Annotated in this window: 22 protein-coding genes; 14 read left to right on the forward strand and 8 right to left on the reverse strand. The window is 64.6% G+C overall.

Translation table 11 applies throughout. The annotated features are described in order from the left end of the window. Positions 1-55 precede the first annotated feature (55 nt). The 3 genes from tatC to tatA are packed head-to-tail and all read right to left on the reverse strand — an operon-like array spanning position 56 to position 1,337. Positions 56-817 carry a twin-arginine translocase subunit TatC gene (gene tatC / locus REH59_RS05335; RefSeq protein WP_003255015.1) on the reverse strand — a complete coding sequence of 254 codons (762 nt, stop codon included), beginning with the start codon at positions 815-817 and terminating at the stop codon, positions 56-58. Next, positions 814-1,104, reverse strand: a complete 291-nt coding sequence (gene tatB / locus REH59_RS05340) for a Sec-independent protein translocase protein TatB (protein WP_003255013.1) — start codon at positions 1,102-1,104, stop codon at positions 814-816. Before tatB ends, tatC begins: the two co-directional genes overlap by 4 nt. Beyond that, the gene (tatA, locus tag REH59_RS05345) at positions 1,104-1,337 is read right to left on the reverse strand and encodes a twin-arginine translocase TatA/TatE family subunit (RefSeq protein ID WP_003255011.1); all 234 of its coding nucleotides are present in this window, start codon (positions 1,335-1,337) and stop codon (positions 1,104-1,106) included. Before tatA ends, tatB begins: the two co-directional genes overlap by 1 nt. A 145-nt stretch (positions 1,338-1,482) precedes the next feature. Here tatA and gspK point away from each other — a divergent pair, with 145 nt between their 5' ends. Continuing rightward, entirely contained in the window at positions 1,483-2,448 is a 966-nt protein-coding gene (gspK, locus tag REH59_RS05350; protein WP_003255010.1) for a type II secretion system minor pseudopilin GspK, read from the forward strand. Positions 2,449-2,577: 129 nt separating this feature from the next. Here gspK and REH59_RS05355 read toward each other — a convergent pair whose 3' ends face one another. Continuing rightward, complete coding sequence (locus REH59_RS05355; RefSeq protein ID WP_014859299.1) at positions 2,578-4,653, reverse strand: PhoX family protein; 2,076 nt, start codon at positions 4,651-4,653, stop codon at positions 2,578-2,580. 224 nt (positions 4,654-4,877) lie between these two features. Here REH59_RS05355 and REH59_RS05360 point away from each other — a divergent pair, with 224 nt between their 5' ends. The 12 genes from REH59_RS05360 to REH59_RS05415 are packed head-to-tail and all read left to right on the forward strand — an operon-like array spanning position 4,878 to position 15,305. Further along, positions 4,878-6,518, forward strand: coding sequence for a lipoprotein UxpA (locus REH59_RS05360; RefSeq protein WP_265536606.1), 1,641 nt, complete (start codon positions 4,878-4,880; stop codon positions 6,516-6,518). Then, positions 6,518-6,940 (forward strand): hypothetical protein, encoded by a 423-nt coding sequence (locus REH59_RS05365; protein WP_003255004.1) that lies wholly within the window; start codon positions 6,518-6,520, stop codon positions 6,938-6,940. The genes REH59_RS05360 and REH59_RS05365 overlap by 1 nt, the downstream gene beginning before the upstream one ends. A 21-nt stretch (positions 6,941-6,961) precedes the next feature. Continuing rightward, complete coding sequence (gene gspD / locus REH59_RS05370; RefSeq protein WP_128573629.1) at positions 6,962-8,698, forward strand: type II secretion system secretin GspD; 1,737 nt, start codon at positions 6,962-6,964, stop codon at positions 8,696-8,698. After that, complete coding sequence (locus REH59_RS05375; protein WP_014859978.1) at positions 8,698-10,146, forward strand: GspE/PulE family protein; 1,449 nt, start codon at positions 8,698-8,700, stop codon at positions 10,144-10,146. Before gspD ends, REH59_RS05375 begins: the two co-directional genes overlap by 1 nt. Before the next feature lie 3 nt (positions 10,147-10,149). After that, the gene (gspF, locus tag REH59_RS05380; protein ID WP_014859977.1) at positions 10,150-11,352 is read left to right on the forward strand and encodes a type II secretion system inner membrane protein GspF; all 1,203 of its coding nucleotides are present in this window, start codon (positions 10,150-10,152) and stop codon (positions 11,350-11,352) included. Positions 11,353-11,369: 17 nt separating this feature from the next. Next, positions 11,370-11,804: a type II secretion system major pseudopilin GspG gene (gene gspG / locus REH59_RS05385; protein WP_004575677.1), complete on the forward strand. Its 435-nt coding sequence runs from the start codon at positions 11,370-11,372 to the stop codon at positions 11,802-11,804. Between the two features lie 2 nt (positions 11,805-11,806). Continuing rightward, on the forward strand, positions 11,807-12,238 hold the full coding sequence (gene gspH, locus REH59_RS05390) for a type II secretion system minor pseudopilin GspH (protein ID WP_003254996.1): 432 nt from the start codon (positions 11,807-11,809) through the stop codon (positions 12,236-12,238). Continuing rightward, a complete protein-coding gene (locus tag REH59_RS05395) occupies positions 12,235-12,603 on the forward strand; it encodes a type II secretion system protein GspI (RefSeq protein ID WP_014859962.1) in 369 nt (122 codons plus the stop codon). Before gspH ends, REH59_RS05395 begins: the two co-directional genes overlap by 4 nt. After that, positions 12,600-13,190 (forward strand): type II secretion system protein, encoded by a 591-nt coding sequence (locus tag REH59_RS05400; protein WP_012051376.1) that lies wholly within the window; start codon positions 12,600-12,602, stop codon positions 13,188-13,190. Before REH59_RS05395 ends, REH59_RS05400 begins: the two co-directional genes overlap by 4 nt. Further along, complete coding sequence (locus REH59_RS05405; RefSeq protein WP_245150121.1) at positions 13,187-14,263, forward strand: type II secretion system protein GspL; 1,077 nt, start codon at positions 13,187-13,189, stop codon at positions 14,261-14,263. Before REH59_RS05400 ends, REH59_RS05405 begins: the two co-directional genes overlap by 4 nt. Continuing rightward, on the forward strand, positions 14,260-14,646 hold the full coding sequence (gspM, locus tag REH59_RS05410) for a type II secretion system protein GspM (RefSeq protein ID WP_014859960.1): 387 nt from the start codon (positions 14,260-14,262) through the stop codon (positions 14,644-14,646). The genes REH59_RS05405 and gspM overlap by 4 nt, the downstream gene beginning before the upstream one ends. Then, positions 14,643-15,305 carry a hypothetical protein gene (locus tag REH59_RS05415; protein ID WP_003254991.1) on the forward strand — a complete coding sequence of 221 codons (663 nt, stop codon included), beginning with the start codon at positions 14,643-14,645 and terminating at the stop codon, positions 15,303-15,305. The genes gspM and REH59_RS05415 overlap by 4 nt, the downstream gene beginning before the upstream one ends. A gap of 275 nt (positions 15,306-15,580) precedes the next feature. Here REH59_RS05415 and REH59_RS05420 read toward each other — a convergent pair whose 3' ends face one another. From REH59_RS05420 to REH59_RS05430, 3 genes are all read right to left on the reverse strand, one after another. Continuing rightward, positions 15,581-16,342 carry a siderophore-interacting protein gene (locus REH59_RS05420; RefSeq protein ID WP_014859959.1) on the reverse strand — a complete coding sequence of 254 codons (762 nt, stop codon included), beginning with the start codon at positions 16,340-16,342 and terminating at the stop codon, positions 15,581-15,583. Beyond that, complete coding sequence (locus REH59_RS05425) at positions 16,335-16,880, reverse strand: PadR family transcriptional regulator (protein ID WP_014859958.1); 546 nt, start codon at positions 16,878-16,880, stop codon at positions 16,335-16,337. The genes REH59_RS05420 and REH59_RS05425 overlap by 8 nt, the downstream gene beginning before the upstream one ends. An 89-nt stretch (positions 16,881-16,969) precedes the next feature. Then, the gene (locus REH59_RS05430) at positions 16,970-20,119 is read right to left on the reverse strand and encodes a transglycosylase domain-containing protein (protein WP_265536607.1); all 3,150 of its coding nucleotides are present in this window, start codon (positions 20,117-20,119) and stop codon (positions 16,970-16,972) included. 388 nt (positions 20,120-20,507) lie between these two features. Here REH59_RS05430 and REH59_RS05435 point away from each other — a divergent pair, with 388 nt between their 5' ends. Next, positions 20,508-21,926 (forward strand): amino acid permease, encoded by a 1,419-nt coding sequence (locus REH59_RS05435; protein ID WP_003254987.1) that lies wholly within the window; start codon positions 20,508-20,510, stop codon positions 21,924-21,926. Between the two features lie 36 nt (positions 21,927-21,962). On the opposite strand, the gene REH59_RS05440 is transcribed toward REH59_RS05435, so the two are convergent. Further along, on the reverse strand, positions 21,963-23,582 hold the full coding sequence (locus REH59_RS05440) for an FMN-binding glutamate synthase family protein (protein WP_004575669.1): 1,620 nt from the start codon (positions 23,580-23,582) through the stop codon (positions 21,963-21,965). Positions 23,583-23,764 lie beyond the last annotated feature (182 nt).

Below are 23,764 nucleotides of genomic sequence, written 5' to 3' on the forward strand. Positions count from 1 at the left end.
CAATCTTCAGAACCTGTGATATCCCTGTGGGAGCGGGCGTGCCCGCGAAAGGGCCCTACAATCCAGCCACAATCTCCTTGCCTGGCTCCGGCCGCTTCAACATTCCACAAGCCAGCAACCCCACCTCGAACAGCACCCACATCGGCACTGCCAGCATCGTCTGCGAAAACACATCCGGCGGTGTCAGGATCATCCCCACCACAAAGCACCCGACGACCACGTAGGGCCTGCTGCGCCGCAATGTGGCCACATCGGCCAACCCTGCCCAGACCACGATGAACGTCGCCACCGGGATCTCGAACGCCAGCCCGAACGCCAGAAACAGCGCCAGGATAAAGTCCAGGTACTGGCTGATATCGGTCATCATCGCCACGCCGTCCGGCGTCACGCTGGCAAAGAAACCGAACATCATCGGGAACACCAGAAAGAACGCGAACGCCATGCCGGCATAGAACAAAACGATGCTCGATACCAGCAGCGGCAGGGCAATGCGCCGTTCACGGCGGTACAGCCCCGGCGCCAGAAAGCCCCAGGCCTGATGCAACAGCAGCGGCATGGCCAGGAACAGGGCGCACATCGCGGTCAGCTTGAACGGTGCCAGAAAGGGCGAGGTGACGCTGGTGGCGATCATGCTCGCGCCTTCCGGCAAAAAGCGCCGTAGCGGCTCGGATATGAGCGTGTACAGCGTCTGGGCAAAGGGGAACAGGCCGGCGAACACCAATGCCACCAGCGCCAGGCAACGCACCAGGCGTTTGCGCAGGTCGCGCAGGTGTTCGGTCAGGGGCATGCTCGCGGCAGGGTCCATGGCAATACTCATGAAGCATTTTCCTTGGGCAGCACGGCCGTGGCCGCATCATTGGCCGGTTCCGCGTTCAGGCTGATGCCCTGGCGGATCTCCTGTTCCAGGCGTTGCAGAGGTGCCTGGTCGAGGTTGGGCATCTCGATTTCGCGCTCCACCTGCGTGCGCAAGGCGTGCATGGCCCGGCGCGCCTGGCCCAGGCCGCGGCCGAGGGTGCGGGCTGCCACCGGCAGGCGTTCGGGGCCCAGCACCAACAGCGCGACGACGCCGATCAGCAGCAACTCGCTGAAGCCTACCTCGAACATCAGGCCTGGCGGTCCGCTTGAGATTGCTGGGCAACTTGGCCGTTCAGCGGGCACTGTTGCTGCACGTGCGCCTGGTCAGCGGCGCTGGCGTCATTGTCACCACCCATGGACTTGCGAAAACCCTGGATCGCCTCGCCCACATCGCTACCCAGCCCCTTCAGGCGCTTGGTACCAAACAGCAAGAACACGATCAGCAGTACGATCACCAGTTGCCAGATTCCAATGCCACCCATAGCGACCACTCCTGTAAGGTCATGAAAAGGAAGGGCAATCCTGCCTTGCCTAGATGACGAGCACATGACGAACGGGCACTGCCATCTACCTGAAACACCCCGCGTGTTGACTGGCGTTTTTATTCCGCGAGCGAGGCACGCACCGATGGGTGGAAGGCAACAGCAGGGTGCGGCCCTGTTGATGGTAATGGTGGTGCTGGCAATGCTGGCGGCGGGCATGGCCTGGCTGGTGGAAGATGGCCGGCGTCAGGTCGACGAAGTGCGCCTGCTGCACCAGCGAGTGCAGGTGCGGGCCATGGAGCAGGCCGGCCTGGCCTATGCCGGGCAGGCCCTGCGGGACCCTGCCTGGCGGCTCAGTCCGCTGTTCTGGCAAGCCTTGCGCGGGCAGCCGCTTAACTACGATTTTGGCGCTGGCCAGGCGCAGCTGCGGGTACGCGACCAGCACACCTGCTTCAACGTCAATGCGTTGCTGGGGGCCGATGGCGAACGCGCCGAGCGCCAGTTGCGTTATTTGCTGGGCAATGACATGGCGGCCGAACGCCTGGTCGATGCCCTGGCCGACTGGCTCGATGCCGACAGTGATGCCCGCCTGCAGGGCGCCGAGAGCGCCCAGTACCTGCGTCAGCAACCGCCACGGCTGGCGGCTGACCAGCCGATGCTCGACACCAGCGAGCTGAACCTGTTGCTGGAGCCGGACGCCAGCCGCCAGGCGCGTTACCCGATGCTGTGCGCCTTGCCCCAGACCACGGGTTGGCGGCTCAACGCCAATGCGCTGGGGTTGGAGCATCTGCCCCTGCTGGAGGCGCTGTATGAAGGGCGTTACTCGCGTTCGTTGCTCAGCCGCATTGTCAGCGGCAGGCCGGCGTCGGGGTATGTGGACGCGGCTGCACTGCGTCAAGCGCTTGGGGCGGTGGATGACGAAACGTTCGAACGGTTGAGCGAAGGGCTGCTGCTCAACAGCGGGCATTTTCTGTTGCAGCTGTCGTTCGAGGAAGAGGGGCGGGTGATGCGCAGCGAGTTCCAGGTGGAGGCGCTGGGGGTGGTGCAATGGCATGCCCGGGTGCCCGCGCAGCAAGTGCGGGTGCGTAGCCGGGAGCCAATAGCCTGGTAACGTTCACTGACCTCTAAGCGGGCAAGCCCGCCCCTACGCTGGTTCTGAAACCAGTGAGCCCCCTGTAGGAGCGGGCTTGCCCGCGAAGAGGCCGGTACAGCCAGCAAACGCTGGCTGACCGGCACGGGATCAAACGGTCCCGATCTCCCCACCATCAATACGCTGGATCACCACCGTCGAAGCCCGCGGCCGCACGGTAGCCCCAGCCGGCGTCGCATCGGTCGCCTTGTCGGTATACGGCCAGTTGTCCGGGTGTTGAATGTTGACGAACAGCGTCTTGTTATCCGGGGTAAAGGTAATACCGGTCACCTCGCAACCATTTGGCCCGACAAAGAAGCGCCGCAGGTCCACCTGGTTCTGTGCGTTCACCGGCACCTGCTTGCCGCTGGCATCCACCAGGTCGGTAGGGATCACCGCCAGCAACTGGTCGTTGGTGTAGTCGGTCAAGGTGGTTTCGCCGTTGTCGGTCTCAAACCACAGCACGCCGCGGCTATCGAAGCTCATGCCGTCGGGGCTGGCGAACTGGTTCAGTTCGGTCAGGCCGGAGCGGTTGATGTCGGCGGTGCCGGCAGCGTTGGCGCCGAACACGAAGATGTCCCAGGTAAAGCTCAGTTGGTCGTCGCTGTCGTGCCAGCGAATGATGTGGCCGTGGCGGTTCGGGCCACGTGGGTTCGCTGCATCGACCTTGTCCGGGGTGCGTGCACTGTTGTTGGTCAGGGTCAGGTACACGTCGCCGTTCAGCGGGTTGACCGTGGTCCACTCCGGGCGGTCCATCGGCGTTGCGCCCACGGCGTCGCCAGCACCACGGGTGTTGAGGATGATGCCCGGCAGGTCACCATACAGCGCGCCCAGGGTGCTGCCGCCGGTGGTGGCGGTGGCCACGTCCAGCAGCAGCCATACGCCGGTGCCGTCGGCATTGAAGCGGGCCACGTAGAGTTTGCCTTGGTCGAGGTACTTGGCGCCGGTGGCCAGGCGGTCGGCCGGGTTGGCATCAGCGGCGTCCCACACGGCGGTGGACACCCACTTGTACAGGTACTCGTTGTTCGAGTCGTCACCCATGTACCACACCAGCGGCTTGCCGGCGACGGGCAGGCCGGGGGCGCAGCCCTCGTGGCGGAAGCGGCCCAGCGCAGTGCGTTTGGTGGCCAGGGTGCTGTTGTTGTACGGATCGATCTCGACGATGTAGCCGTAGGTGCTTGCTTCGTTGCGGTAGTCGTCGGTGGCGCTGGCGCCTTTGACGGTAACGTCGAAGCGGGCGAATTCGTCGTCCACTTCGCTGGCGTCACCGGCAGCGGTTTCCCACTTGTACTGGCCGCTGGAGGTGCCCACGCCAATGCGGCGCTGGTCCTCGGGGCGGGTGCCCTTGTTGACGAAGATGCCCGGCCAGTTCTCTTCGCAGGTCAGGTAGGTGCCCCACGGGGTGTAGCCGTTGCCGCAGTTGTTGTTGGTGCCACGGCAGTGGGTGCCAGCAGTGGAGTATTTGGTCTTGACGTGGTCGGTGCCACGCAGCGGGCCGGTGATTTCCATGCGTGAAGCCGTGGTGAAGCGACGGTTCAGCGGGTCGTTGTCGACCACTTGCCAACGGCCGTTGATCTTCTGCAGGCGTACAACGCCAGCACCGTGAGCGTTGATTTCCTTGCGCACTTCTTCAACCGGGCGCTTGCCGTTGACATCGGTAGTGGGGCCGGCCGGGTGCAGGGCGGCAGTGTCGATGTACTCGAAATTGATTGCCAGCAGGCCGTCTTCCGAGCTGCCGTTGATGGGGAAGAAGTGCATGCCGTCGTGGTGCATGCCCATGGCGTTGGCCTGGTCGGTCGAGGTGTTGCTGCCGTCGGACTTCCACGGGTTGCCGTTGCTGTTCAGTGGCGTCCCCCAGGGCGCCAGCACGTAGGCGCTGTAGCCGGCGGCGACTACACAGGCGTCGGTGCGCGAGCCTGGGATGGACTGAAAGCCCAGTGCCAGTTTCGGCACTTCCGGCTCGGTGACTGGCGGTTCGGTCACCGGGGGCTCGGTGACCGGATCATCGTGATCGGAACCACCACCGTCGAAGCAGCCTGTCAGGCCGGTACCGGCGATCATGGCGATGGCGGCGCCCAGGCTGCCGCGCATGACGCTACGGCGGCTCAGGTAGGCGTCCATGACGTTGGCCATCGGCAGGTTGCCGCTTTGGTTCCGGTCCAGGTTGTCGCCGGTATCTCGACTCATCAGGGTGTCCTTGTGTTGGCTGAGTTGGAGGAAACCGCGACTTTAAGGCGCAAGTGTGATGATTCCTTGGCAGAAATGTTAACGAGCTTTTAAAACTGCCAGTTCTTAGATTTGTGGTCTACAGATCAAATTGGAATTGCTGTCGGATTTCTGCCATCAAACTGTAATGCCAACGCCGCAACATCCGGGTCCCTGAATAGATGTGGATAAGGATGGCGGATGCGATGGCGAGCAGTGTGCACAGGCGCGAAGTGATCGGCTGGATGGGTATCGGTGCCTTGGCACCGCTGCTCGGCGCCTGCACAGCCTTCCCAGGGCAGCAGGGCGGCAACGCCCAGCTCGACTTGCTGTACGTGGCCGATACCCTCGATGCCCGCCAGCCTGGCCAGGCGGTGGTACCGGCTACCCGGTTGGGGCCGGTCAGCCATTTGGGCCGCGCGCCCTGGATGACTGGCCGCAGTGCCAGTATCGCCTACCCGCAACTGGCGCCGCTGCTGGATGCCAGCCAGGCAACGACAGCGCAACTGGGCGGTTATGCGGTGCTCGCGGCGTTGCTGGAACAACTGCGTGGCGAGGCCGGTGCGAGCAACAGCCTGACCCTGGAGAACGGCCAGGGCTGGAATGGCAGTGGCCTGGCGTACCTGACCCAGGGCGAAAGTGGTGTGCAAGGCAGCCAACTGCTGGGCATCGAAGCGCGGGTCAGCAGCGATGAGCGTGTGCTGTGGCCACAACGCAGCACGGGCCTGTATCGCCAGGCCAGCGCCATTACCCTCGGCGCCGGGCTGGCTGACGCACAACGCCAGGCACTGGGTGTGCAAGCCCTGCACGTTTTTGAGCGCGGCGGTGCCCGTATCGCAGTGGTCGGCGTGACCGACCCGTACGCCCAGGATCAGAAAGCCTCACTTAAACAGTGGTACCAGTCTCTGCTGCCGGTATTCGAACAAGCCCGGCACGAGGCTGACCTGGTGGTGGCCATGGCCGATGCAGGCACGGGCCCCGGCCTGTGGCTGGCTGAACGGGTGCCGCAAATCGACGTGCTGTTGTGCGCCCGTGGTCAGGACCTGTGGCCCGCGCCGGTCGAGGTCACCCAGGCCAGCGGTCGCCGCGTACCGGTGCTGTTTGCCGGCTGCCGGGGCAGCGGTGCCTTCCGCCTGCGCTGCCAGCGTGTGGCCGGCCAGTGGCAGTTCGACGGGCGTTTTTTCCCGGCCTTTGAACAGCAACTGGCGCCTGCCGCGCAGCTGCGTGTCGCGCCACTGCAGGCGCAACTGCACCAGCAACGGGCCGGCCACGCGGCCTGGCTCGACCAGCCGCTGGCCCGCGCGCCCCAGGCCTTGTGGCGCCGCGATACCCGTGGCGGCAGCTGGGACCGCCTGCTGCATCAAGCCTTGGCCGACGATAGCAGCATGCCCGTGTTGTTGCCGGGCCTGCGTTATGACTACCCGCTGGCAGCAGGGGCGCCCATTACCCGCGAACACCTGATCAGCCTTACCGGTGGCTACCCGGCGCCAGTGGTCGAGGCACCGGCCAGGCAGGTCGAACAAGTGCTGGAAAACGCCGCTGAACAATTGTTCGGTGACCCGCTGCTGCTGGACAACAGCCAGGACCTGCCGCGCTGGCTGGGCCAGGCCTGGAGCGTCAGCTACAGCCCACAAGGCAAGCGCATCACGGGGCTGGAGCCGGTGCAGGGCCTTTGCCGCACCTTTGGCCTGCAATTCGAAAGCCAGGCCGGCGAGCCACTGTGGCAGCGGGTTGAAGCCTGGCTGGCCCGCCAGCCTGACAATTGGCAACTGGCGCCGCTGCAACTGCCCGAAGTGCGTTACGTGCAGGGGCACCCAGGCTGGCACCCACGGCAGTTGGCCTCGTGATGCTCACCTCGCGCCTGCTCACCGGCGCTGGCCTGACCCTGGCCGGCTGGTTGTCTGCGCAGTGTGTGCTGCAGTTGAGCCGGCAGCCACACCCGGCCACGGCGTCTGCGGTGGCCGACAGCCTGCTGCCCGGGCTGATGGTCGGTCACTGGCAGGCGCCGCCCGACGACGGCGCCATCACCATTACCCGTCTGCCGCTGCAATACCTCGGCGGCCTCAAGGCCCAGCCATTGGCCGCCAGTGTGGTGGTGCTGCGCTACGGCGAGCAAGTGCGCACCCTGGCCCGCGGTCAGCGCCTGGCGCCAGGGATCGTGCTGCAGGACATCGACAGCGATGGCCTGATTTTCAACAACCAGGGGCGGCGTGAGCGCCTGCCCTGGCCGCCACGCCCCGCCGTGACCGGCTTCAAGCGGCAAGGATGAACGATGCCTGTTAGATACTGCATGGCGGCTGCGCTGAGCCTGGCCTTGTCCATGGCCTATGCCCAAGAGCCGGTGTTCGATGACAACGGTACGCCGATGTACGAAGTGAATTTCGTCGATACCGAACTCGGCGAGTTCATCGACAGCGTGTCGCGTATCACCGGCACCACCTTCATCGTCGACCCCCGGGTCAAGGGCAAGGTCACCGTGCGCACTGTCGACCTGCACGACGCCGACGCTATCTACGACATCTTCCTGGCCCAACTGCGCGCCCAGGGCTATGCCACCGTCGACCTGCCCAACGGCAGCGTGAAAATCGTGCCCGACCAGGCCGCGCGCCTGGAGCCGGTGCCGGTAGAGGCGGGCGGGCAGCAGGGCGAGGGCAGCGACAGCGTGGCCACCCGCGTATTCAGCGTGCGCAACGCCGCCAGCGAACAGGTACTGGGCATCCTCAAACCGCTGATCGACCCGCGGGTTGGGGTGATTACACCGTACCCGGCGGCGCACCAGTTGGTGGTGACTGACTGGCGCAGCAACCTCGAACGCATCGCCAGCCTGCTGCGCCAGCTCGACCGCCCTCAAGAGGCACCGGGCAGCGGCAGCACCCAGGTGATCTACCTGCGCCATGCCAATGCTGGTGAAGTGGTCAAGGTGCTGCGAGGGCTCAGCCAGGAAGGGGCGGTGCCGGCTGAAGGCGCGGGCGAGGCAGAGGGCAAGGACCGGCCGGTGATGCCAGCCTCCGGTGGCCCGGGTATCCGCCTGGAATACGAAGAAGGGACCAATGCCGTGGTCATGGTCGGCCCCGACAGCGAGCTGGCAGCGTACCGGGCCATTGTCGAGCAACTGGACATTCGCCGTGCCCAGGTGGTGGTCGAAGCGATCATCGCCGAGGTGTCCGACAGCAGCGCCCAGGAGCTGGGCGTTCAGTGGCTGTTCGCCGACGAGAAGTTCGGCGCCGGTATCGTCAACTTCGGCAGTAACGGGGTGAATATCGCCAGCATTGCCGGGGCCGCCGCCAGTGGCGACAACGAGGCCCTGGGCGACCTGTTGTCCACCACCACCGGTGCCACGGCGGGCATCGGCCATTTCGGCGGGGGCTTCAACTTCGCCATGCTGATCAACGCGCTGAAAGGCAAGAGCGGCTTCAACCTGCTGTCCACGCCCACCTTGCTGACCCTGGACAACGCCGAGGCATCGATCCTGGTTGGCCAGGAAGTGCCCTTCGTCACCGGCTCCGTGACGCAGAACAACGCCAACCCGTACCAGACCATCGAGCGCAAGGAAGTCGGGGTGAAGCTGCGCATCAAGCCGCAGATCAATGTCGACAACAGCGTGCGCCTGGACATCGTTCAGGAGGTGTCGTCGATTGCCGACACCAGCTCGGCCAGCGACGTGATCACCAACAAGCGCGAGATCAAGACCAAGGTCATGGTCGAGGACAACGGCCTGGTGATACTTGGCGGCCTGATCAGCGACGAGTTGAGTACCAGCAACCAGCGTGTGCCGCTGCTCGGCGACATTCCTTATCTTGGCCGGTTGTTCCGCTCCGATGCCACCAGGAACGCCAAGCAGAACCTGATGGTGTTCATCCGCCCGCGCATTCTGCGCGACGGCCCGAGCCTGGCGGGCCTCAGTGAAGACAAGTACCGCACCCTGCAGCAGACCACACCGCTGCAATTGCCGGACCTTGCAGAGGGCGCGCGGCTGTTGCAGGTATTCCCCGCCAGCCGCGCACGCCTGGAAGGCGGTGACTGGTGATGCTGCCCTATCGCCAGGCACGGCAGAGCGGAGTGGCCATGGCCCCGGCAGAGCAGGGCTGGCAGCTATGGCTGCGGCCCGACGCCGACAATGCCCAGTTGCAGGAGTTGCTGCGTGTGCATGGCCAGCCAAGCCTGCTCGAATACCTGGAACCTTCGCTGTTCGACGAGCGCCTTGGCCAGCTGTACCAGGCTGGCGATGCCGCCACCGAAGCGCTGATCGAAGGCATTGGCGACCAGGTCGACCTGGATAGCCTGATGAGCGAGATGCCGCGCATCGAAGACCTGCTTGAAAGCGACGACGAAGCCCCGGTGATCCGCCTGATCAACGGCCTGTTCGGCCAGGCGCTGCGGCTGCGCGCCTCGGACATCCATATCGAGACCTTCGAGCAGAGCCTGGTGGTGCGTTTGCGGGTCGATGGCCACCTGCGTGAGGTGCTGCGCCCTCCACGTGCGTTGTCGGCCATGCTGGTATCACGGATCAAGGTCATGGCCCGCCTGGACATTGCTGAAAAGCGTCAGCCCCAGGACGGCCGCATCACCTTGCGCGCGGCGGGGCGCGAAGTGGACGTACGGGTCTCGACCTTGCCCGGCATCCACGGCGAGCGGGTGGTGATGCGCGTGCTCGACAAGCAGGCCAACCTGCTGGCGCTGGATAACCTGGGCATGCCGACAGCGGTATTGCAGGGCCTGCGCAGTTGCCTGGCGCGGCCCAACGGCATCGTGTTGTCCACCGGCCCGACCGGTTCGGGCAAGACCACGACCCTGTACGCCAGCCTGAACAGCCTCAACGACGGCAGCCGCAACATCCTCACCGTCGAGGACCCGGTGGAGTACGCCATCGCCGGCATTGGCCAAACCGCCATCAACCCGCGTGCCGGGCTGACGTTTGCCAGTGGCCTGCGCGCCATCCTGCGTCAGGACCCTGACGTGATCATGCTCGGCGAAATCCGCGATCAGGAGACTGCACAGATCGCCGTGCAGGCCAGCCTCACCGGCCACCTGGTGCTGTCGACCTTGCACACCAACAGCGCGGTAGGCGCAGTGACCCGCCTGCGCGACATGGGCATCGAGCCCTTCCTGATCGCCTCGTGCCTGCGCGGCGTCCTGGCCCAGCGCCTGGTGCGGCGTTTGTGCGGCTGTGCGGTGGCGCAGCCGCTACAGGCCGCCGAGCGCGAGCTGTGGCCCGAGCTGGCGGCACTGGACAGCACTTATCACGCCGTGGGCTGCGAGCAGTGCCAGGGCAGCGGTTATATCGGGCGACTGGGGCTGTACGAATTTATCGAACTGGACGCTGGGCTCATCGGCTTGTTGTACGACGGCGCCAGTGAGCTGGCCATGCAGGATTACCTGGCTGATCGGCGCCAGAGCCTGGTGGCGATGGCCAGCGATTGCCTGGCCCGCGGTGAAACCAGCCTGGCTGAAGTGCTGCGCGTGGTGCAGGGCTAAGGCATGCCGACCTATCGCTACCAGGCCGTTGACCTCGCCGGCAAATCGCACAAGGCCAGCCTGCAGGCTGACAGTGAACGCCACGCCCGCCAGCTGCTGCGCGAGCAGGGCCTGTTCGCCCGCCAGTTGCAGCGCCATGAAGCCGGCAGCCGACAACCCCGACGCCAGCGCCTGAGCCGCGCCCAGTTGTGTGAGCTGACCCGTCAGCTGGCCACCTTGACCGGGGCCGGCATTCCCTTGGTCGATGCCCTTGCCACCCTTGAACGGCAACTGCGTCAACCCGCCTTGCACAGTGTGCTGGTGGCCTTGCGCGGCTCACTGGCCGAAGGCCTGGGCCTGGCCCGCAGCCTGGCCCGGCAGGGTGCACCGTTCACTGGCCTTTACTGCGCGCTGGTCGAGGCCGGCGAACGTTCCGGGCACCTGGCCCAGGTGCTGACCCGCTTGGCCGACCACCTGGAGCAGGTGCAACGCCAGCAACACAAGGCCCGCACAGCGCTGATCTACCCCGCTGTGCTGATGGGGGTATCGCTGGCCGTGGTGATTGGCCTGATGACGTTCGTCGTGCCCAAACTCACCGAGCAATTCGCCCATGCCGGGCAAAGCCTGCCGCTGATCACCTCGTTGCTGATCGGCCTGAGCCAGGGGCTGGTGCACGCCGGGCCCTGGTTGTTAGGGGTGGCGCTGTTGCTCGGGGGGCTGGCTGGCTGGCTGCTGCGCAAACCGCACTGGTGCCTGCGTCGCGACCAGCTGCTGCTGCGCCTGCCGCGTATTGGCAGCCTGCTGCAGGTGCTGGAGAGCGCGCGCCTGGCGCGCAGCCTGGCGATTCTCTGTGGCAGTGGCGTGGCCCTGCTCGAAGCCTTGCAAGTGGCCACCGAAACCATCGGCAACCGGCGTATCCGCCTGGCCATGGAGCAGGTGCGCCAACACGTGCAGGGCGGCACCAGCCTGCACCGTGCGCTGGATGCCAGCCAGCAATTCCCGCCGCTGCTGGTGAACATGGTCGGCAGCGGCGAGGCCAGCGGCACCCTCGCGGACATGCTCGAGCGCGTGGCCGACGACCAGGAGCGCGGCTTTGCCCGCCAGGTCGATACCGCCATGGCGCTGTTCGAACCCCTGATGATCCTGGTGATGGGCGCCGTGGTGCTGTTCATCGTGCTGGCGGTGCTGCTGCCGATCATGCAACTCAACCAGGGCCTGCAATTGTGACGACAAGGAGTATTGCCATGCAGCATCGACGTAACCGCCAACGCGGCTTCACCCTCATGGAGATCATGGTGGTGATCTTCATCATCGGCCTGTTGATCGCCGTGGTGGCGCCCAGCGTGCTGGGCAACCAGGACAAGGCCATGAAGCAGAAGGTGATGGCCGACCTGGCCACCCTGGAGCAGGCGCTGGACATGTACCGGCTGGACAACCTGCGCTTCCCCAGCAGCGAACAGGGCCTGGCCGCGCTGGTGAAAAAGCCGGCTCAGGAGCCAGTGCCTCGGGCCTGGCGCAGTGATGGCTACGTGCGTCGCCTGCCGGAGGACCCGTGGGGCACCCCGTACCAGTACCGCATGCCCGGCGAACATGGCCGGGTCGATGTGTACTCGCTGGGTGCCGATGGCCTGCCGGGTGGCGAAGGCCAGGATGCCGACCTGGGGAACTGGGCGCTGTAACGGTGCGTCATCAGCGCGGCTTCAGCCTGATCGAACTGTTGGTGGTACTGGCCATTGCCGGGCTGATGACCGGGCTGGCGGTGGCCGGCCTTGGCAACGGCCAGGCCAGTGTCGAGCAGGCCCTGCAACGGCTGGCGGTCGAGGTCCGCGGCCAGGCCGCGCTGGCCCGGCATGCGGGGCAACTGCGCGGGTTGCGCTGGAATGGCCAGCGCCCGGAGTTCGTCCGCCGCGAGGGCAATGCCTGGGTGGTCGAAGCGGTCCCGCTCGGCGACTGGCCCAAGGGCCTGCACCCGGACTGGCCGGCCAGCCCGCAACCGCGCGTGCTGTTCACGCCGCATGGCTGGGCGCAGGCGGGTAGTGTGCGCTGGCGCTGGGCCGATGGCAGTCAGCAATGGGCCTGGAGCCGCACCGATGGCATGTGGGTCGTGCCATGAAGCAAGCACAGCGTGGTTTCACTCTGCTGGAGGTGACCGTAGCCCTGGCAATCGCTGCCGTGCTGGCGGTGATCACCAGCGAGGTGCTGCGCCAGCGGCTGGCCGTTCAGGACAACCTGCAACAGCACCGCCTTGGCCTGCTGTGCGCGCGTGAGCTGCAAGCCCGCTTTGCCGTCGAGCAGTACTGGCCTGCCGAAAACCAGGTAGCCGGCGAGCTCGGCCAAGGTGGCCAACGGTGTCACTGGCAACTGCAACTGCGCCGTACCGGCGTGCGAGACCTGCGCCGTGGCGAACTGCAATTGTTCGCCGACCGCGATCAGCGCCTGCCACTGGGCCAGTACACCGTGTTTCTGGAGCGCCCATGAAACACCGCCAGGCAGGTTTGACCCTGATCGAACTGATGGTCGCGCTGGCCCTGACGGCCGTGCTCGGCATCATGCTGGCCGCCCTGGTCAACGGCTGGCTGAAGGTGCGCGAACGCTTGCAGGACACCATTCGGCAAACCTCGGTGCTGGACTTTTGCCTGGCCCTGGAGCGGCGCTTCGACAGCCCGGTGCTGCGCCGTGTCTACGACCAGCGTCTGCCGCTGGCCAGCCGTTGGCTGGACTGGCAGCCCGCCAGCAACCAGTTGCTGTGGGTCGCCAGCACCGGCCTGCCGGCAGCCGAAGGTGGCTCGCGCCTGCAACGCCAGCGCCTGCGGTTCGAGGCCCGCGAGCAACGCCTGCTGCTGGAAAGCTCGGCGGACTTGTACGCCGCTGTCGCCCCGCGCTGGGTACAGCGCGAACGACTCGACCAGGTCAGCGCCATGAACGTTCTGTACTACCAGGGCGGCCGCTGGCTGGCCTGGCCCTCTGACCAACCGGTGCACCCAGGCCGTGGTGTGCGTCTGGAACTGCTGCGTGATGGAGCCCCCTATGTCTGCACCTTCGCCCTTCCATGGGGGCGCTCATGAAATTTGAATGGCGGCGGCGTATGCCGGCCCAGGCGTGGCTGCTGGTGCGCCCGGGTACTGCCTGGCATTGGGCGCTGGTCCAGGACGGTATTTTGCAAAGCCAGGGGCAGGGCGAGCCACCGGCCAACCCGCAGGCCCATGTTGCGCTGGTCCTGCCGGCCGAGGCGTGCAGCCATTTTCGCGTGCCGGCCCCGCCCGGGCTCAAGCGCGAAGAGTGGCCTTTGCTGCTTGAGGATCGCTTGCTGCAGGCCCCGCATGAGGTGGCCTGTGCTTGCCTGGCCCGTGAACCGGGGTACCTTCGTCTGTTGGTAGTGGCGCGTCAGCAGCTGGATGACTGGCGTGGCCAATGCGCCGAATGGGGCTTGCAGACGGTACGTTGCTGGGCGGAGCTGCAGCTGCTGCCTTCGCCCGAGCCAGGATGCGCCTGGCAATGGCAACGCACCCCCGGGCTGTCCTTCTACAAAGGCTTGGCCGAAGACGGACAGGAGCACTGGCTGGCATGGCCTGATGCCTTGGGTGGCGTGCCGCAGCCACCGTGGGCAGGGCTGCACAAGACGTCGCTGAGCGGCAATTGGCCAACCGTATTTGCGCCGCTCGACACATTGCCTGGCCTGTTCGACCGCGCCCGCAAGGTGCGTTCGTTGCCGGCGGCCTCCCGCCAGCAGCAGCGGCTGCTGGCAGCTTGCCTGGTGCTGGCCACCGTTTGGGGTGGCTTGTGGGTGAGCCAGCAATGGCGTCAGGCGCAACTCTGGCGCAACCAGGTCGTTGCCGTGACCGGCGAGCAGGCCAGCCCTCGGCACGCGGCACAGGCCCTCAAGCGCCTGCGCGAGAGCGTACTGCAGCAGCAACTGCGTACACGTCAGCTAGACGACCTGCAGGCTCGCTTGCAGACCTGGCTGCGTGCCAACCCCGGCTTGCGCCTGCAAGCGGTGCGCTTCGATGGTCAGCGTTGGCACCTGCGCCTGGAGGGCGAGGGCAGTGCGCCGCCATGGCGTGATATGGCGGCTGCCGCTGGCGCCACAGTGCAGGTTCAAGAAGGCCAAGTGATCTTCGACCTGGGAGCAGCCTCATGAACCGGGACTGGCTACAGCGTCATCGCTTCACGTTCGCCTGGGGACTGATCGCCCTGCTGCTGGCCTTCCTGGCCCTGCGCGAAGGCGTTGCGCAATGGCGCGTGCTTGGCCAGTGGCGTGTGCTGGCCGAACAGGCGGCCAGCCTGCAAGGCGGGCCCGGTTTGAACCTGGAGCGGCTACGTCAGTCGGCCCAGGCCCGTGGGGTTGAACTGACCGAAGTCGATACGCAAGGCAAGGCCTGGCAACTGCGCGGGCAGGTGGCCGATGAGCGCATGCTGCAAGGCTGGGTGCAGAGCCTGCGTGCAGAAGGCGCACTGCCGTTGCAATGGGGGCTGGAGCAGCAGGGCAAGGCTTTGCGATTTGATCTGGTGGTGCAGCCATGAGCCGCAGTGCAGCAATGGCCTGGGTGTTACTGGTATTCGTGCTCACGCTGTTTATCGAGCTTCCGGCCAATTGGGTGGTGCGTGCGTTCGGCCTGCCGGTACGCGATGTCGGTGGAAGCCTCTGGCAAGGGCAGGCACAACAATGGGGGCCGGTCGGGCCTTTGCGCTGGACGCTGCAGCCCTGGCGCTTGCAGGCGAACGCGCAAGTGGGGTTCCAGGGGCAGGCCTGGCAGTTGCGTGCAGAAGGCTGGCCCTGGCGTTGGCGGCTGGAGGCATCAGCCAAGGGGCCTTTGGCGACGGTCTCGACGGATTACCGCCTGGCCGGCCAGTGGCAGGGTGTGTTGAGGATGCAGGGGACAGGGCGCCAATGCCAGGCCAGTGAAGGCCGCGTGATCGTAACCGACCTTGCCCTGAGCGACCCTTGGTCCCTAGGCCTTGGGCACGGCTGGCTGGAAATGGATTGCCGCAGTGGCTGGCACCTGCGCGGGCAGTTGGCGCAGCAAGGGCAACATCAACTGGCCGTGGATGCCGACCTGCCAGGACGCCAGGCGCAGGTGGTGTTCCAGCTGCAGCCTGAAGCGCAGTTGACGCCATTGTTGCGTGGGGCCCAATGGCTTGGGCCGCAGGCCTTGGCGGGGCAGCGAGACCTTCGTTGGTAAGCAACAACGTGGCGCGGCCTCCTGTAGATACGCTGCGAGCGGTCGAGCTTTTCTGAGGTGCTCGAGGCTGAAGCGCTTGGTCGTATCGATGGTGCATACCCGCGAAGCAGGCGGCGCGTTGCGTGGCACCGGCTGCGCCGGTGTTCGCGGGTGAACCCGCTCCTACAACGGCCTGTGCCCAACCACCGATTTGTGCCCAACCGCCGAGTTGTGTTCATCCCCGATCGATGTAGGAGCGGGCTTGCCCGCGAAGACGGCAGATCAGACAAGCACGATCACTCGTCGTCGGCAGTCCCGTTGGCCCGCCAGTAGGCTGCAGCCTTTAGCGCATCTTCCTTTACCCCTTTCTCCAGCAACAACGCCTTGGCCTGGCGAGTCAGGGCTTTTTCCAGCGCCACCCAGGCATACAGCCGGCCTTGCGGCAAGCTCAGGTTCCGCACCAGCTCCAACAAGTCTTCCCCTTGGCGACGTACCCAGATCACTTCCACCTGCGCCTTGCTTGGCAGCGGCTGGCGCTCGTGCTCGTCTTCGATCTGGATCACTGCCAGCACCTGGCGGCCCGCCGGCAACTCCTCCAGCCGACGGCCAATGGCCGGGATGGCAGTTTCATCTCCGATCAGCAGGTAGCTGTCGAAAATATCCGGCACCACCAGCGAGGCCCGCGGCCCTGCGATGTCCAGGGTTTGCCCGGGCGCGGCTTGCGCGGCCCAGGTAGAGGCAGGGCCGTCGCCGTGCAGCACGAAGTCGATGTCCAGCTCATGTGCCACCAGGTCGATGCGCCGTGGTGTGTACTCGCGCATGGTGGGCCGCGCGCCACCGTCCTTGCCCAGGTTACGGGCCTCGATGGCCTGTTGTTGCTCCGGCGTTTCGGCGAACAGCAGCTTGATATGGTCGTCGCTGCCCATGCTGGTAAAGCCTTGCAGCTCGGCACCCCCCAGGGTGATGCGGCGCATGCGCGGGGTCAGCTCGGTGACCCGCAGCACCTGCAGACGGCGCTGGCGGATCTCGTGGTTTACGCGGTGAATGGTGTCACTCATGGGGCGTCTCCCTGAAAGGTTCGGTGGGCCCGGAGGCGATGGCCTTGGCGGTATGGTTGAGCAGGTCACGGACCCGTTCGATTTCTTCCTCTGTCCAGCGGCCGCTGTGCATGTGCAGTGCATGGCGCAGGTTGCCGACCGCTTCATGAATCTCTGGCGGGCGGTCGTGGCCGCGCAGGGCGCGTTTGCTGACCTCGATGCGCATGCGCACGCCATCCAGGGCTACTGCCTGATCCACCAAGGCGCTGCGGCCTGCATCGGTGATGGCGTAGAGGCGTTTGCTGCCTTGTACCTGGCCGCTGATCAGTTCGGCCTCTTCGAGGAAGTTCAGCGTGGGGTAGATCACCCCAGGGCTTGGGCTGTAGCTGCCGTCGAACAGATTTTCGATCTGGCGGATCAGGTCGTAACCGTGGCCGGGCTGCTCGGCCAGCAAGTCCAGCATCAGCAGCTTGAGGTCACCCGGGGCGAAGACACGCGGGCCGCGCTCGCCACGGGCGGGGCGCCGCTCGAAGGGATCATGAGGGGGATGTTCGCGCATAAGGATAGGGCTCCGTCGTTTGCGATATATCTTAAGATATTACTCAAGATATATCTAAAGACAAGCCCTTAAATGCTGATGATTATCATCTACTGCGTCGATGCGTTCCCTGCCGGTGGCGGTGTGTGCAGGGCAACCTGTGGCGGCTTGCACTCATTCGGATTGCCAGGCTGCAGGTATGGCATGAGGATCGGTGCCATGCCCTTGAGCACCTGCACTGGCAGCGCCGAAGTAAATTTGAACGCTTCTGCCGTGCGACCCGGCACGAAGGCGGTCAGCGTGCCGAAATGGTTGTCGCCGAGGAAGAACACGAAGGTGGCGGTGCGGTTTAGCGAGCGCGAGCCGATCAGCCGGCCGCCGGCGCCAAAGCTCTCGATTCGGTTGTCGCCGGTACCGGTCTTGCCGCCCATCACCAGTGGGGTGCCGTCCTGCAGCTTGAAACTGCCGGAAATACGCCGCGCGGTACCTGCATCGACCACTTGCGACATGGCGCCTTTGAGTGCACGCGCCACTTCGACTGGCAGAATTCGCACGCCCCGGTCAGGGTCTGTGATCAACTTGGTCTCATAGGGTGTGTTGGCTGCGAAATGCAGGGTGTCGATGCGCAGGGTCGGCAGGCGAACACCGTCGTTCTGGATGATCCCGACCAGTTCGGAGAGGGCAGCGGGGCGGTCGCCGGAGCTGCCGATGGCGGTGGCCAATGAGGGCACCAGGTGGTCGAATGGATAGCCCACGCGTTTCCAGCGTTGGTGGATATCGAGGAAGGCTTCGATTTCGACCATGGTGCGGATGCGGCTGTCACGGGCGCCCTGGTGGCGGCTCTTGAACAGCCAGCCGTATACCTCCTGGCGTTCGAAACGACTGGCGTTGATCATCTCGGTCAGTGTCGAGCTTGGGTTCTTCAGCAGGTAGCCAAGCAGCCAAAGGTCCAGTGGGTGGACCTTGGCGATGTAACCCTGGTCGGGCAGGTCGTACTTGCCGGGGCCGTAAGCTGCGTACATCTCGGACAGACGGCCATCGGTCAGTTTGCCCAGCACGGCCTTGTCGCCCTTGAGGTGGGCACGCACGAACGCGTTGAAGGTTTCCTGGCCTGCCTCGGGGAACAGGTAGCGGTGTACCGCCGCCAACCGCTGTGGGGTCACGCGCATGCTGTCGAGGAAGGTGTCCAGGCGTTGTTGCGAGGTTTTACGCTGGTACTTCTTCCAGAAGCGCATCAGGTAGTTGGTGCCTTCCTTGTCGGCAAAGCGCGCAAGGTATTCCTGGCGGCGCGGGTCGGCATCGTCCTTGAGCAGCGGCACGCGGTTGTACGGCTGCTGGTAAGTCACGTAGCGCACCAGGTCGCGCATCAGGCGGATGAACGGCAGGTTGATCGACTCGCGCAGTGCATCCTTGAGTGTCGGGTTGCGGTTGTTGTCTTCCTTGCGGAAGTTGTTGAACACATGCATCCCGCCACCGGTGAAAAACGCTTCACCGGTGTTGGCCGAGTACTTGCGCTCGAGCGCGGCGTCGAGCATGGCGTCAAGGCTCTGGTTCTTGCTGTTCTGCGCCAGCCATTCCAGCGACCATTGCGTGATGCGGTCGAGTTCGGCCACTTCGACCTTCTTCAGCTCGGCGGCAGGTTTGCCGGCGTACTTGTCGTGCAGCTCGGCGATAATTTCAAGGTAGGTGGTCAGTACCCGCAGCTTGGCGGTTGAGCCCAGCTCCAGCTTGCTGCCTTCGTTGATGTCGAAGGGCTGGTTGGTGCTGTCGGTCTGCACCCGGACCCGCGAGCCATCGGCGGTGCGTTCGAACAAGGTGAAGCTGTAGCTCACCTGGTCGGTGGTCTTGGCAGTGAGCAGCCGCTCGCCGATCAGGCCGATCTGTGCGGCAAACGCCGGGTCGGCAAGGTTTTTCAGGTACTGGCTGATCTGCAACTGCAGGTCGGCCTGCAAGGTACTGGTGGCTGACAGGTCGAGGCGGTCGAGGTCGTACAGCGGGCGATTGAGCATGGCCGACAGGCGGTTGCGCGCCAGGCTGATGCCCTTGTTGGTAATGATCGGTACGATGGTCGGCTGCGCGACCCAGTCGCGGTACACCGCCTTGCTGGCCAGCGCGGCATCGGCCAGCGGCTGATCGATGACCTTGTTGGCGGCAAGCAGGCGAATGTGCGAATCGGTGAGTTCGGCCAGCTCGACCCGGCCTTTGGACAAGTAATGCGAGGGGCGGCGCTGGGCAATCATCAGCGACAGCACCTGGCGCAGGGCCAGGCCGCGTGCGGCCATGCTCTCGGGGTCGGTGGCGGTGGCGTTCAGGGCCTGGTTGACCTGGTCGAAGTCGGCGCCGTACCACACCCGCAGGCCCTCGGCCATGCCATGTACCTCACCATGCCCAGGTACAGCCGACAGCGGTACGCTGTTGAGGTAGTCACGCACGATGCGCTGGCGTGCCTCGGTGGTGTCGGGACCGCCCTGGTAGGCACGCACGCTGGCAGAAATCATCTGCCGGATTTTCTCCGCGCCCGACACCGTCAGGCCGTCGGGTGAGTGGCGATATTTCTCCAGCTGCGTGGCCAGGGTGCTGCCGCCGGCAGACTGGCCGGGCAGGGCCAGGTACTTGGCGACCTGGCTGTAGGCGGCCTTGGCAAAGCGTGGCCAGTCCACTGCCGGGTTGTTACGTGGGTCCTGGGTATCCAGCAGGTCGCGGTTTTCGATGAACAGCAAGCTGTTGACCATCACGGGAGGGATCGCTGCAAAGTCCGGGTACAGGTGCTGGGGGTAGTTGTACTGGTACAGCGTGTCGCCGCGGCAGTCGGTGATCGACAGGCCGGCCTGGATTTTCTCGATATAGGGCGCGAACAGCCCATGATCGACGTAGTTCATCAATGCGGGTGAGAACTTCACCTGTTCACTGATGAGGTAGTCGCGCTTGAGCAGGCGTGGCAGGAATTCACCCAGGGCGCTATAGCCCAGGCGTTTGTCGAACGGCCCGTCACCGGGGTAGATGATGGCATCGCTGGGACCGGCTTGCAGCGAATAGGTCAGTGTACCGGCCAGTTTGCTGAACTCGCGCGATTGCAGTTCGGAGGTACGGAATTCGTCATACGCGGCAACACCTATGGCTACCAGTGCCACCAGCAGGATGAGGATGATCAGCCGCCACCATAGCCGACGCTGACGGGGGGACTTGGGTTGTGGCGTCTCGGCCGGAGGTATCTCGGGTGCTTCCGTTCTGCTTGGTTCCGATTGCCACAGTGCGCCCATAGTCTTCTATCCGGCCAAGTATTTTCGTCTTGCTTGTCTGAAGCTTAGACGTTGAGTGGATAGGGTGAAAAATTTGTAGAAGAAGGAAAGTGGTGAGGGGCTATGCGGCTTTGGTGTGGGTTCCTTCAACGGCCGATGTTGCTATGGTGCCCCGGCGATTTTTGGGGCGGGTAGCGGCCCCAGAGTTCTAGCCAAATTTCTGCATATATACAGTGAAAACTCCTACAACGGTCTTCCTATACTGCTCGCCCCCTTCGCCTTGCCGGGCGCTCTACTCCGGCACACGGGCCGGTCCACAAGACCAGCCTGGCAAGCCAATGCCACGCCTATCGGCTTGGTCGCGGCGGCACGAAGGTCAAATCCAATAACAAAATGAGGTTGTATTGCTATGCCAGTCGGCAACCACTCTGCCCACGGCCAGGCCACAGAAGGCGGCCCGCTCAAGCGTGAACTGGGCGAACGGCACATCCGCCTGATGGCGCTGGGCGCCTGTATCGGTGTCGGTCTTTTCCTCGGTTCGGCCAAGGCGATCGAAATGGCCGGTCCGGCCATCATGTTGTCCTACATCATCGGCGGCCTGGCCATCCTGGTGATCATGCGCGCCCTTGGTGAAATGGCCGTGCACAACCCCGTCGCCGGCTCGTTCAGCCGTTATGCCCAGGATTACCTCGGCCCATTGGCAGGCTTCCTGACCGGCTGGAACTACTGGTTCCTGTGGCTGGTGACCTGTGTTGCCGAAATCACGGCAGTGGCCATCTACATGGGCATCTGGTTCCCCGACGTTCCGCGCTGGATCTGGGCCCTGGCGGCGCTGGGCAGCATGGGCGCGGTCAACCTGGTGGCGGTGAAGGCTTTTGGTGAGTTCGAGTTCTGGTTCGCGCTGATCAAGATCGTCACCATCATCGCCATGGTGCTTGGCGGCATCGGCATCATTGCCTTCGGCTTTGGCAATGACGGTGTGGCAGTGGGGATCTCCAACCTGTGGAGCAACGGCGGCTTCATGCCCAATGGCGTGACCGGCGTGCTGATGTCGCTGCAGATGGTGATGTTCGCCTATCTGGGCGTGGAAATGATCGGTCTCACCGCCGGTGAAGCACGCAACCCGCAAAAGACCATTCCCCAGGCCATCGGCTCGGTGTTCTGGCGCATCCTGCTGTTCTACGTCGGCGCGTTGTTCGTGATCCTGTCGATTTACCCGTGGAACGAAATCGGCAGCCAGGGCAGCCCGTTCGTCATGACCTTCGAGCGCCTCGGCATCAAGACCGCTGCCGGCATCATCAATTTCGTGGTCATCACGGCGGCGCTTTCGTCGTGCAACGGCGGCATCTTCAGCACCGGGCGCATGCTTTATAGCCTGGCGCAGAACGGCCAGGCGCCGGCGGCCTTTGCCCGCACCTCGAAGAACGGCGTGCCACGCAATGCGCTGCTGCTGTCGATCGGCGCGTTGCTGCTGGGCGTGCTGGCCAACTACCTGGTGCCAGAAAAGGTCTTCGTCTGGGTGACCTCGATCGCCACCTTCGGTGCGATCTGGACCTGGGTGATGATCTTGCTGGCGCAGCTGAAGTTCCGTGCCGGTCTTACCACGGCCGAGCGCAAGGCACTGAAGTACCGCATGTGGCTGTGGCCGCTGAGCTCGTATCTGGCACTGGCCTTCCTGGTGCTGGTGGTCGGGCTGATGGCGTACTTCGAGGATACGCGTGTGGCCCTGTACATCGGCCCGGCGTTCCTGGTGCTGCTGACGGTGCTGTATTACACGTTCCGCCTGGCGCCGAAAGACGCACAAGGTGTGACGAGTACCGCCTCCTGACCTGACGTGGGGCCGCTTTGCGGCCCCAGCGTTCTCTCAGGCCGCCACTTCGCTGTGCGGCTCGAAACTGTCCGCCCGGGCCAGTTGCCACATCCGCGAATAGAACTGCCCGTTCACCTCGCCGGTCAGCAGCTCACCTGGCTTCAAAAACACATGCATCTGCGAGAACAGCTTGATCTCGGTGGCTGAAATGCGCCGCACCAGGTGCTTGGCCTCCAGTTGTGCCGGATGCTCCAGGCCGGCCGCCGCCAGCATTTCTGCCAAGGCACGCAACGTGTTGTGGTGGAAGTTCAGCACCCGCTGGGCTTTGTCGGGCACCACCAGCGCACGCTGGCGTAGCGGATCTTGCGTGGCCACACCGGTCGGGCACTTGTTGGTGTGGCAGCTTTGCGACTGGATGCAGCCGATGGCGAACATGAAGCCGCGTGCCGAGTTGGCCCAGTCGGCGCCAATGGCCAGCACGCTGGCGATGTCGAAGGCGCTGACAATCTTGCCGCTGGCGCCCAGCTTGATCTTGTCGCGCAGGTTCAGGCCGACCAGGGTGTTGTGCACGAACAGCAGGCCTTCACGCAGTGGCACGCCGATATGGTCGGTGAACTCCACGGGTGCTGCGCCGGTGCCGCCTTCCTTGCCATCGACGACGATGAAGTCGGGCAGGATGCCGGTTTCCAGCATGGCCTTGGCGATGCCCATGAATTCCCACGGGTGGCCCAGGCAGAACTTGAACCCCACTGGCTTGCCACCGGACAGCTCACGCAACTGGGCGATGAACTGCATCATTTCGATCGGTGTCGAGAAGGCGCTGTGGCGCGACGGTGAGATGCAATCCTCGCCCATCAGCACGCCACGGGTTTCGGCAATTTCCTGGGTGACCTTGTGTTTGGGCAGTATGCCGCCATGGCCAGGCTTGGCACCCTGGCTCATCTTGATCTCGATCATGCGCACCTGAGGGCTGCGCGCCTGGGCGGCGAAACGTTCGGGATCGAAGCGCCCATCTGGCGTGCGGCACCCGAAGTAGCCGCTGCCCAGTTCCCACACCAGGTCACCACCGTGCTCGCGATGGTAGGGACTGATGCTGCCCTCGCCGGTGTCATGGTGGAAATTGCCCAGTTTGGCGCCCTGGTTGAGCGCACGGATGGCATTGGCGCTGAGTGAGCCGAAACTCATGGCCGAAATGTTGAAGATCGACGCTGAATACGGCTGGCTGCACTGCGGCCCACCGACGATGACGCGGAAGCTGGCCGGGTCGGCCAGCGGTGCCGGGCGCATGGAGTGGCCGATGAACTCGAAACCGGATTCATATACGTCGATCAGGGTGCCGAAAGGTTTGTCCGAGGCTTCGTTCTTCGCCCGGGCATACACCAGCGAGCGCTGGGCGCGAGAGAAGGGCAGGGCATCGCTGTCGGACTCCAGCAGGTATTGGCGGATTTCCGGGCGAATGGCCTCGACCAGATAGCGGATGTTGCCAAGAACCGGGTAGTTGCGGCGGACGGCGTGGCGCTGCTGCAGCAGGTCGAACAGGCCGATCAGGCTGAGAATGCCTGTGGTCAGGGTGAACGGCCACAACCATTCGTGGTGGCTGAAGGGGAGGCTCGCCAGGGTGAACAGCACACAGGCGGCGAAGAAGGCATAACGACTGAGAAGTGACAGGCTCATACAGGGTCCTTGCGATGGCGCGGTCAGGCTCAGGGCCTGGGGGCAAACCCCGACCATAGCCAAGTTGCCGGGCACTGCAAAATAAAATCGGGGTAGCGAAAATCATTCTCGACCCGAGCCAAATTGCCTGGTAGAAACGCAGATCGGTGGTGGACACACATTGATGATTGGGCGCAGGCCGT

It is taken from the genome of Pseudomonas sp. BO3-4 (assembly GCF_034044115.1).
GTDB lineage: Bacteria > Pseudomonadota > Gammaproteobacteria > Pseudomonadales > Pseudomonadaceae > Aquipseudomonas > Aquipseudomonas alloputida.

Bases quoted from the DNA above. Each gene is read 5' to 3' on its own strand.
- tatC (WP_003255015.1), bottom strand. From the start codon at position 817: ATGAGTATTGCCATGGACCCTGCCGCGAGCATGCCCCTGACCGAACAC.
- tatB (WP_003255013.1), bottom strand. From the start codon at position 1,104: ATGTTCGAGGTAGGCTTCAGCGAGTTGCTGCTGATCGGCGTCGTCGCG.
- tatA (WP_003255011.1), bottom strand. From the start codon at position 1,337: ATGGGTGGCATTGGAATCTGGCAACTGGTGATCGTACTGCTGATCGTG.
- gspK (WP_003255010.1), top strand. From the start codon at position 1,483: ATGGGTGGAAGGCAACAGCAGGGTGCGGCCCTGTTGATGGTAATGGTG.
- REH59_RS05355 (WP_014859299.1), bottom strand. From the start codon at position 4,653: ATGAGTCGAGATACCGGCGACAACCTGGACCGGAACCAAAGCGGCAAC.
- REH59_RS05360 (WP_265536606.1), top strand. From the start codon at position 4,878: ATGGCGAGCAGTGTGCACAGGCGCGAAGTGATCGGCTGGATGGGTATC.
- REH59_RS05365 (WP_003255004.1), top strand. From the start codon at position 6,518: ATGCTCACCTCGCGCCTGCTCACCGGCGCTGGCCTGACCCTGGCCGGC.
- gspD (WP_128573629.1), top strand. From the start codon at position 6,962: ATGGCGGCTGCGCTGAGCCTGGCCTTGTCCATGGCCTATGCCCAAGAG.
- REH59_RS05375 (WP_014859978.1), top strand. From the start codon at position 8,698: ATGCTGCCCTATCGCCAGGCACGGCAGAGCGGAGTGGCCATGGCCCCG.
- gspF (WP_014859977.1), top strand. From the start codon at position 10,150: ATGCCGACCTATCGCTACCAGGCCGTTGACCTCGCCGGCAAATCGCAC.
- gspG (WP_004575677.1), top strand. From the start codon at position 11,370: ATGCAGCATCGACGTAACCGCCAACGCGGCTTCACCCTCATGGAGATC.
- REH59_RS05395 (WP_014859962.1), top strand. From the start codon at position 12,235: ATGAAGCAAGCACAGCGTGGTTTCACTCTGCTGGAGGTGACCGTAGCC.
- REH59_RS05400 (WP_012051376.1), top strand. From the start codon at position 12,600: ATGAAACACCGCCAGGCAGGTTTGACCCTGATCGAACTGATGGTCGCG.
- REH59_RS05405 (WP_245150121.1), top strand. From the start codon at position 13,187: ATGAAATTTGAATGGCGGCGGCGTATGCCGGCCCAGGCGTGGCTGCTG.
- gspM (WP_014859960.1), top strand. From the start codon at position 14,260: ATGAACCGGGACTGGCTACAGCGTCATCGCTTCACGTTCGCCTGGGGA.
- REH59_RS05415 (WP_003254991.1), top strand. From the start codon at position 14,643: ATGAGCCGCAGTGCAGCAATGGCCTGGGTGTTACTGGTATTCGTGCTC.
- REH59_RS05420 (WP_014859959.1), bottom strand. From the start codon at position 16,342: ATGAGTGACACCATTCACCGCGTAAACCACGAGATCCGCCAGCGCCGT.
- REH59_RS05425 (WP_014859958.1), bottom strand. From the start codon at position 16,880: ATGCGCGAACATCCCCCTCATGATCCCTTCGAGCGGCGCCCCGCCCGT.
- REH59_RS05430 (WP_265536607.1), bottom strand. From the start codon at position 20,119: ATGGGCGCACTGTGGCAATCGGAACCAAGCAGAACGGAAGCACCCGAG.
- REH59_RS05435 (WP_003254987.1), top strand. From the start codon at position 20,508: ATGCCAGTCGGCAACCACTCTGCCCACGGCCAGGCCACAGAAGGCGGC.
- REH59_RS05440 (WP_004575669.1), bottom strand. From the start codon at position 23,582: ATGAGCCTGTCACTTCTCAGTCGTTATGCCTTCTTCGCCGCCTGTGTG.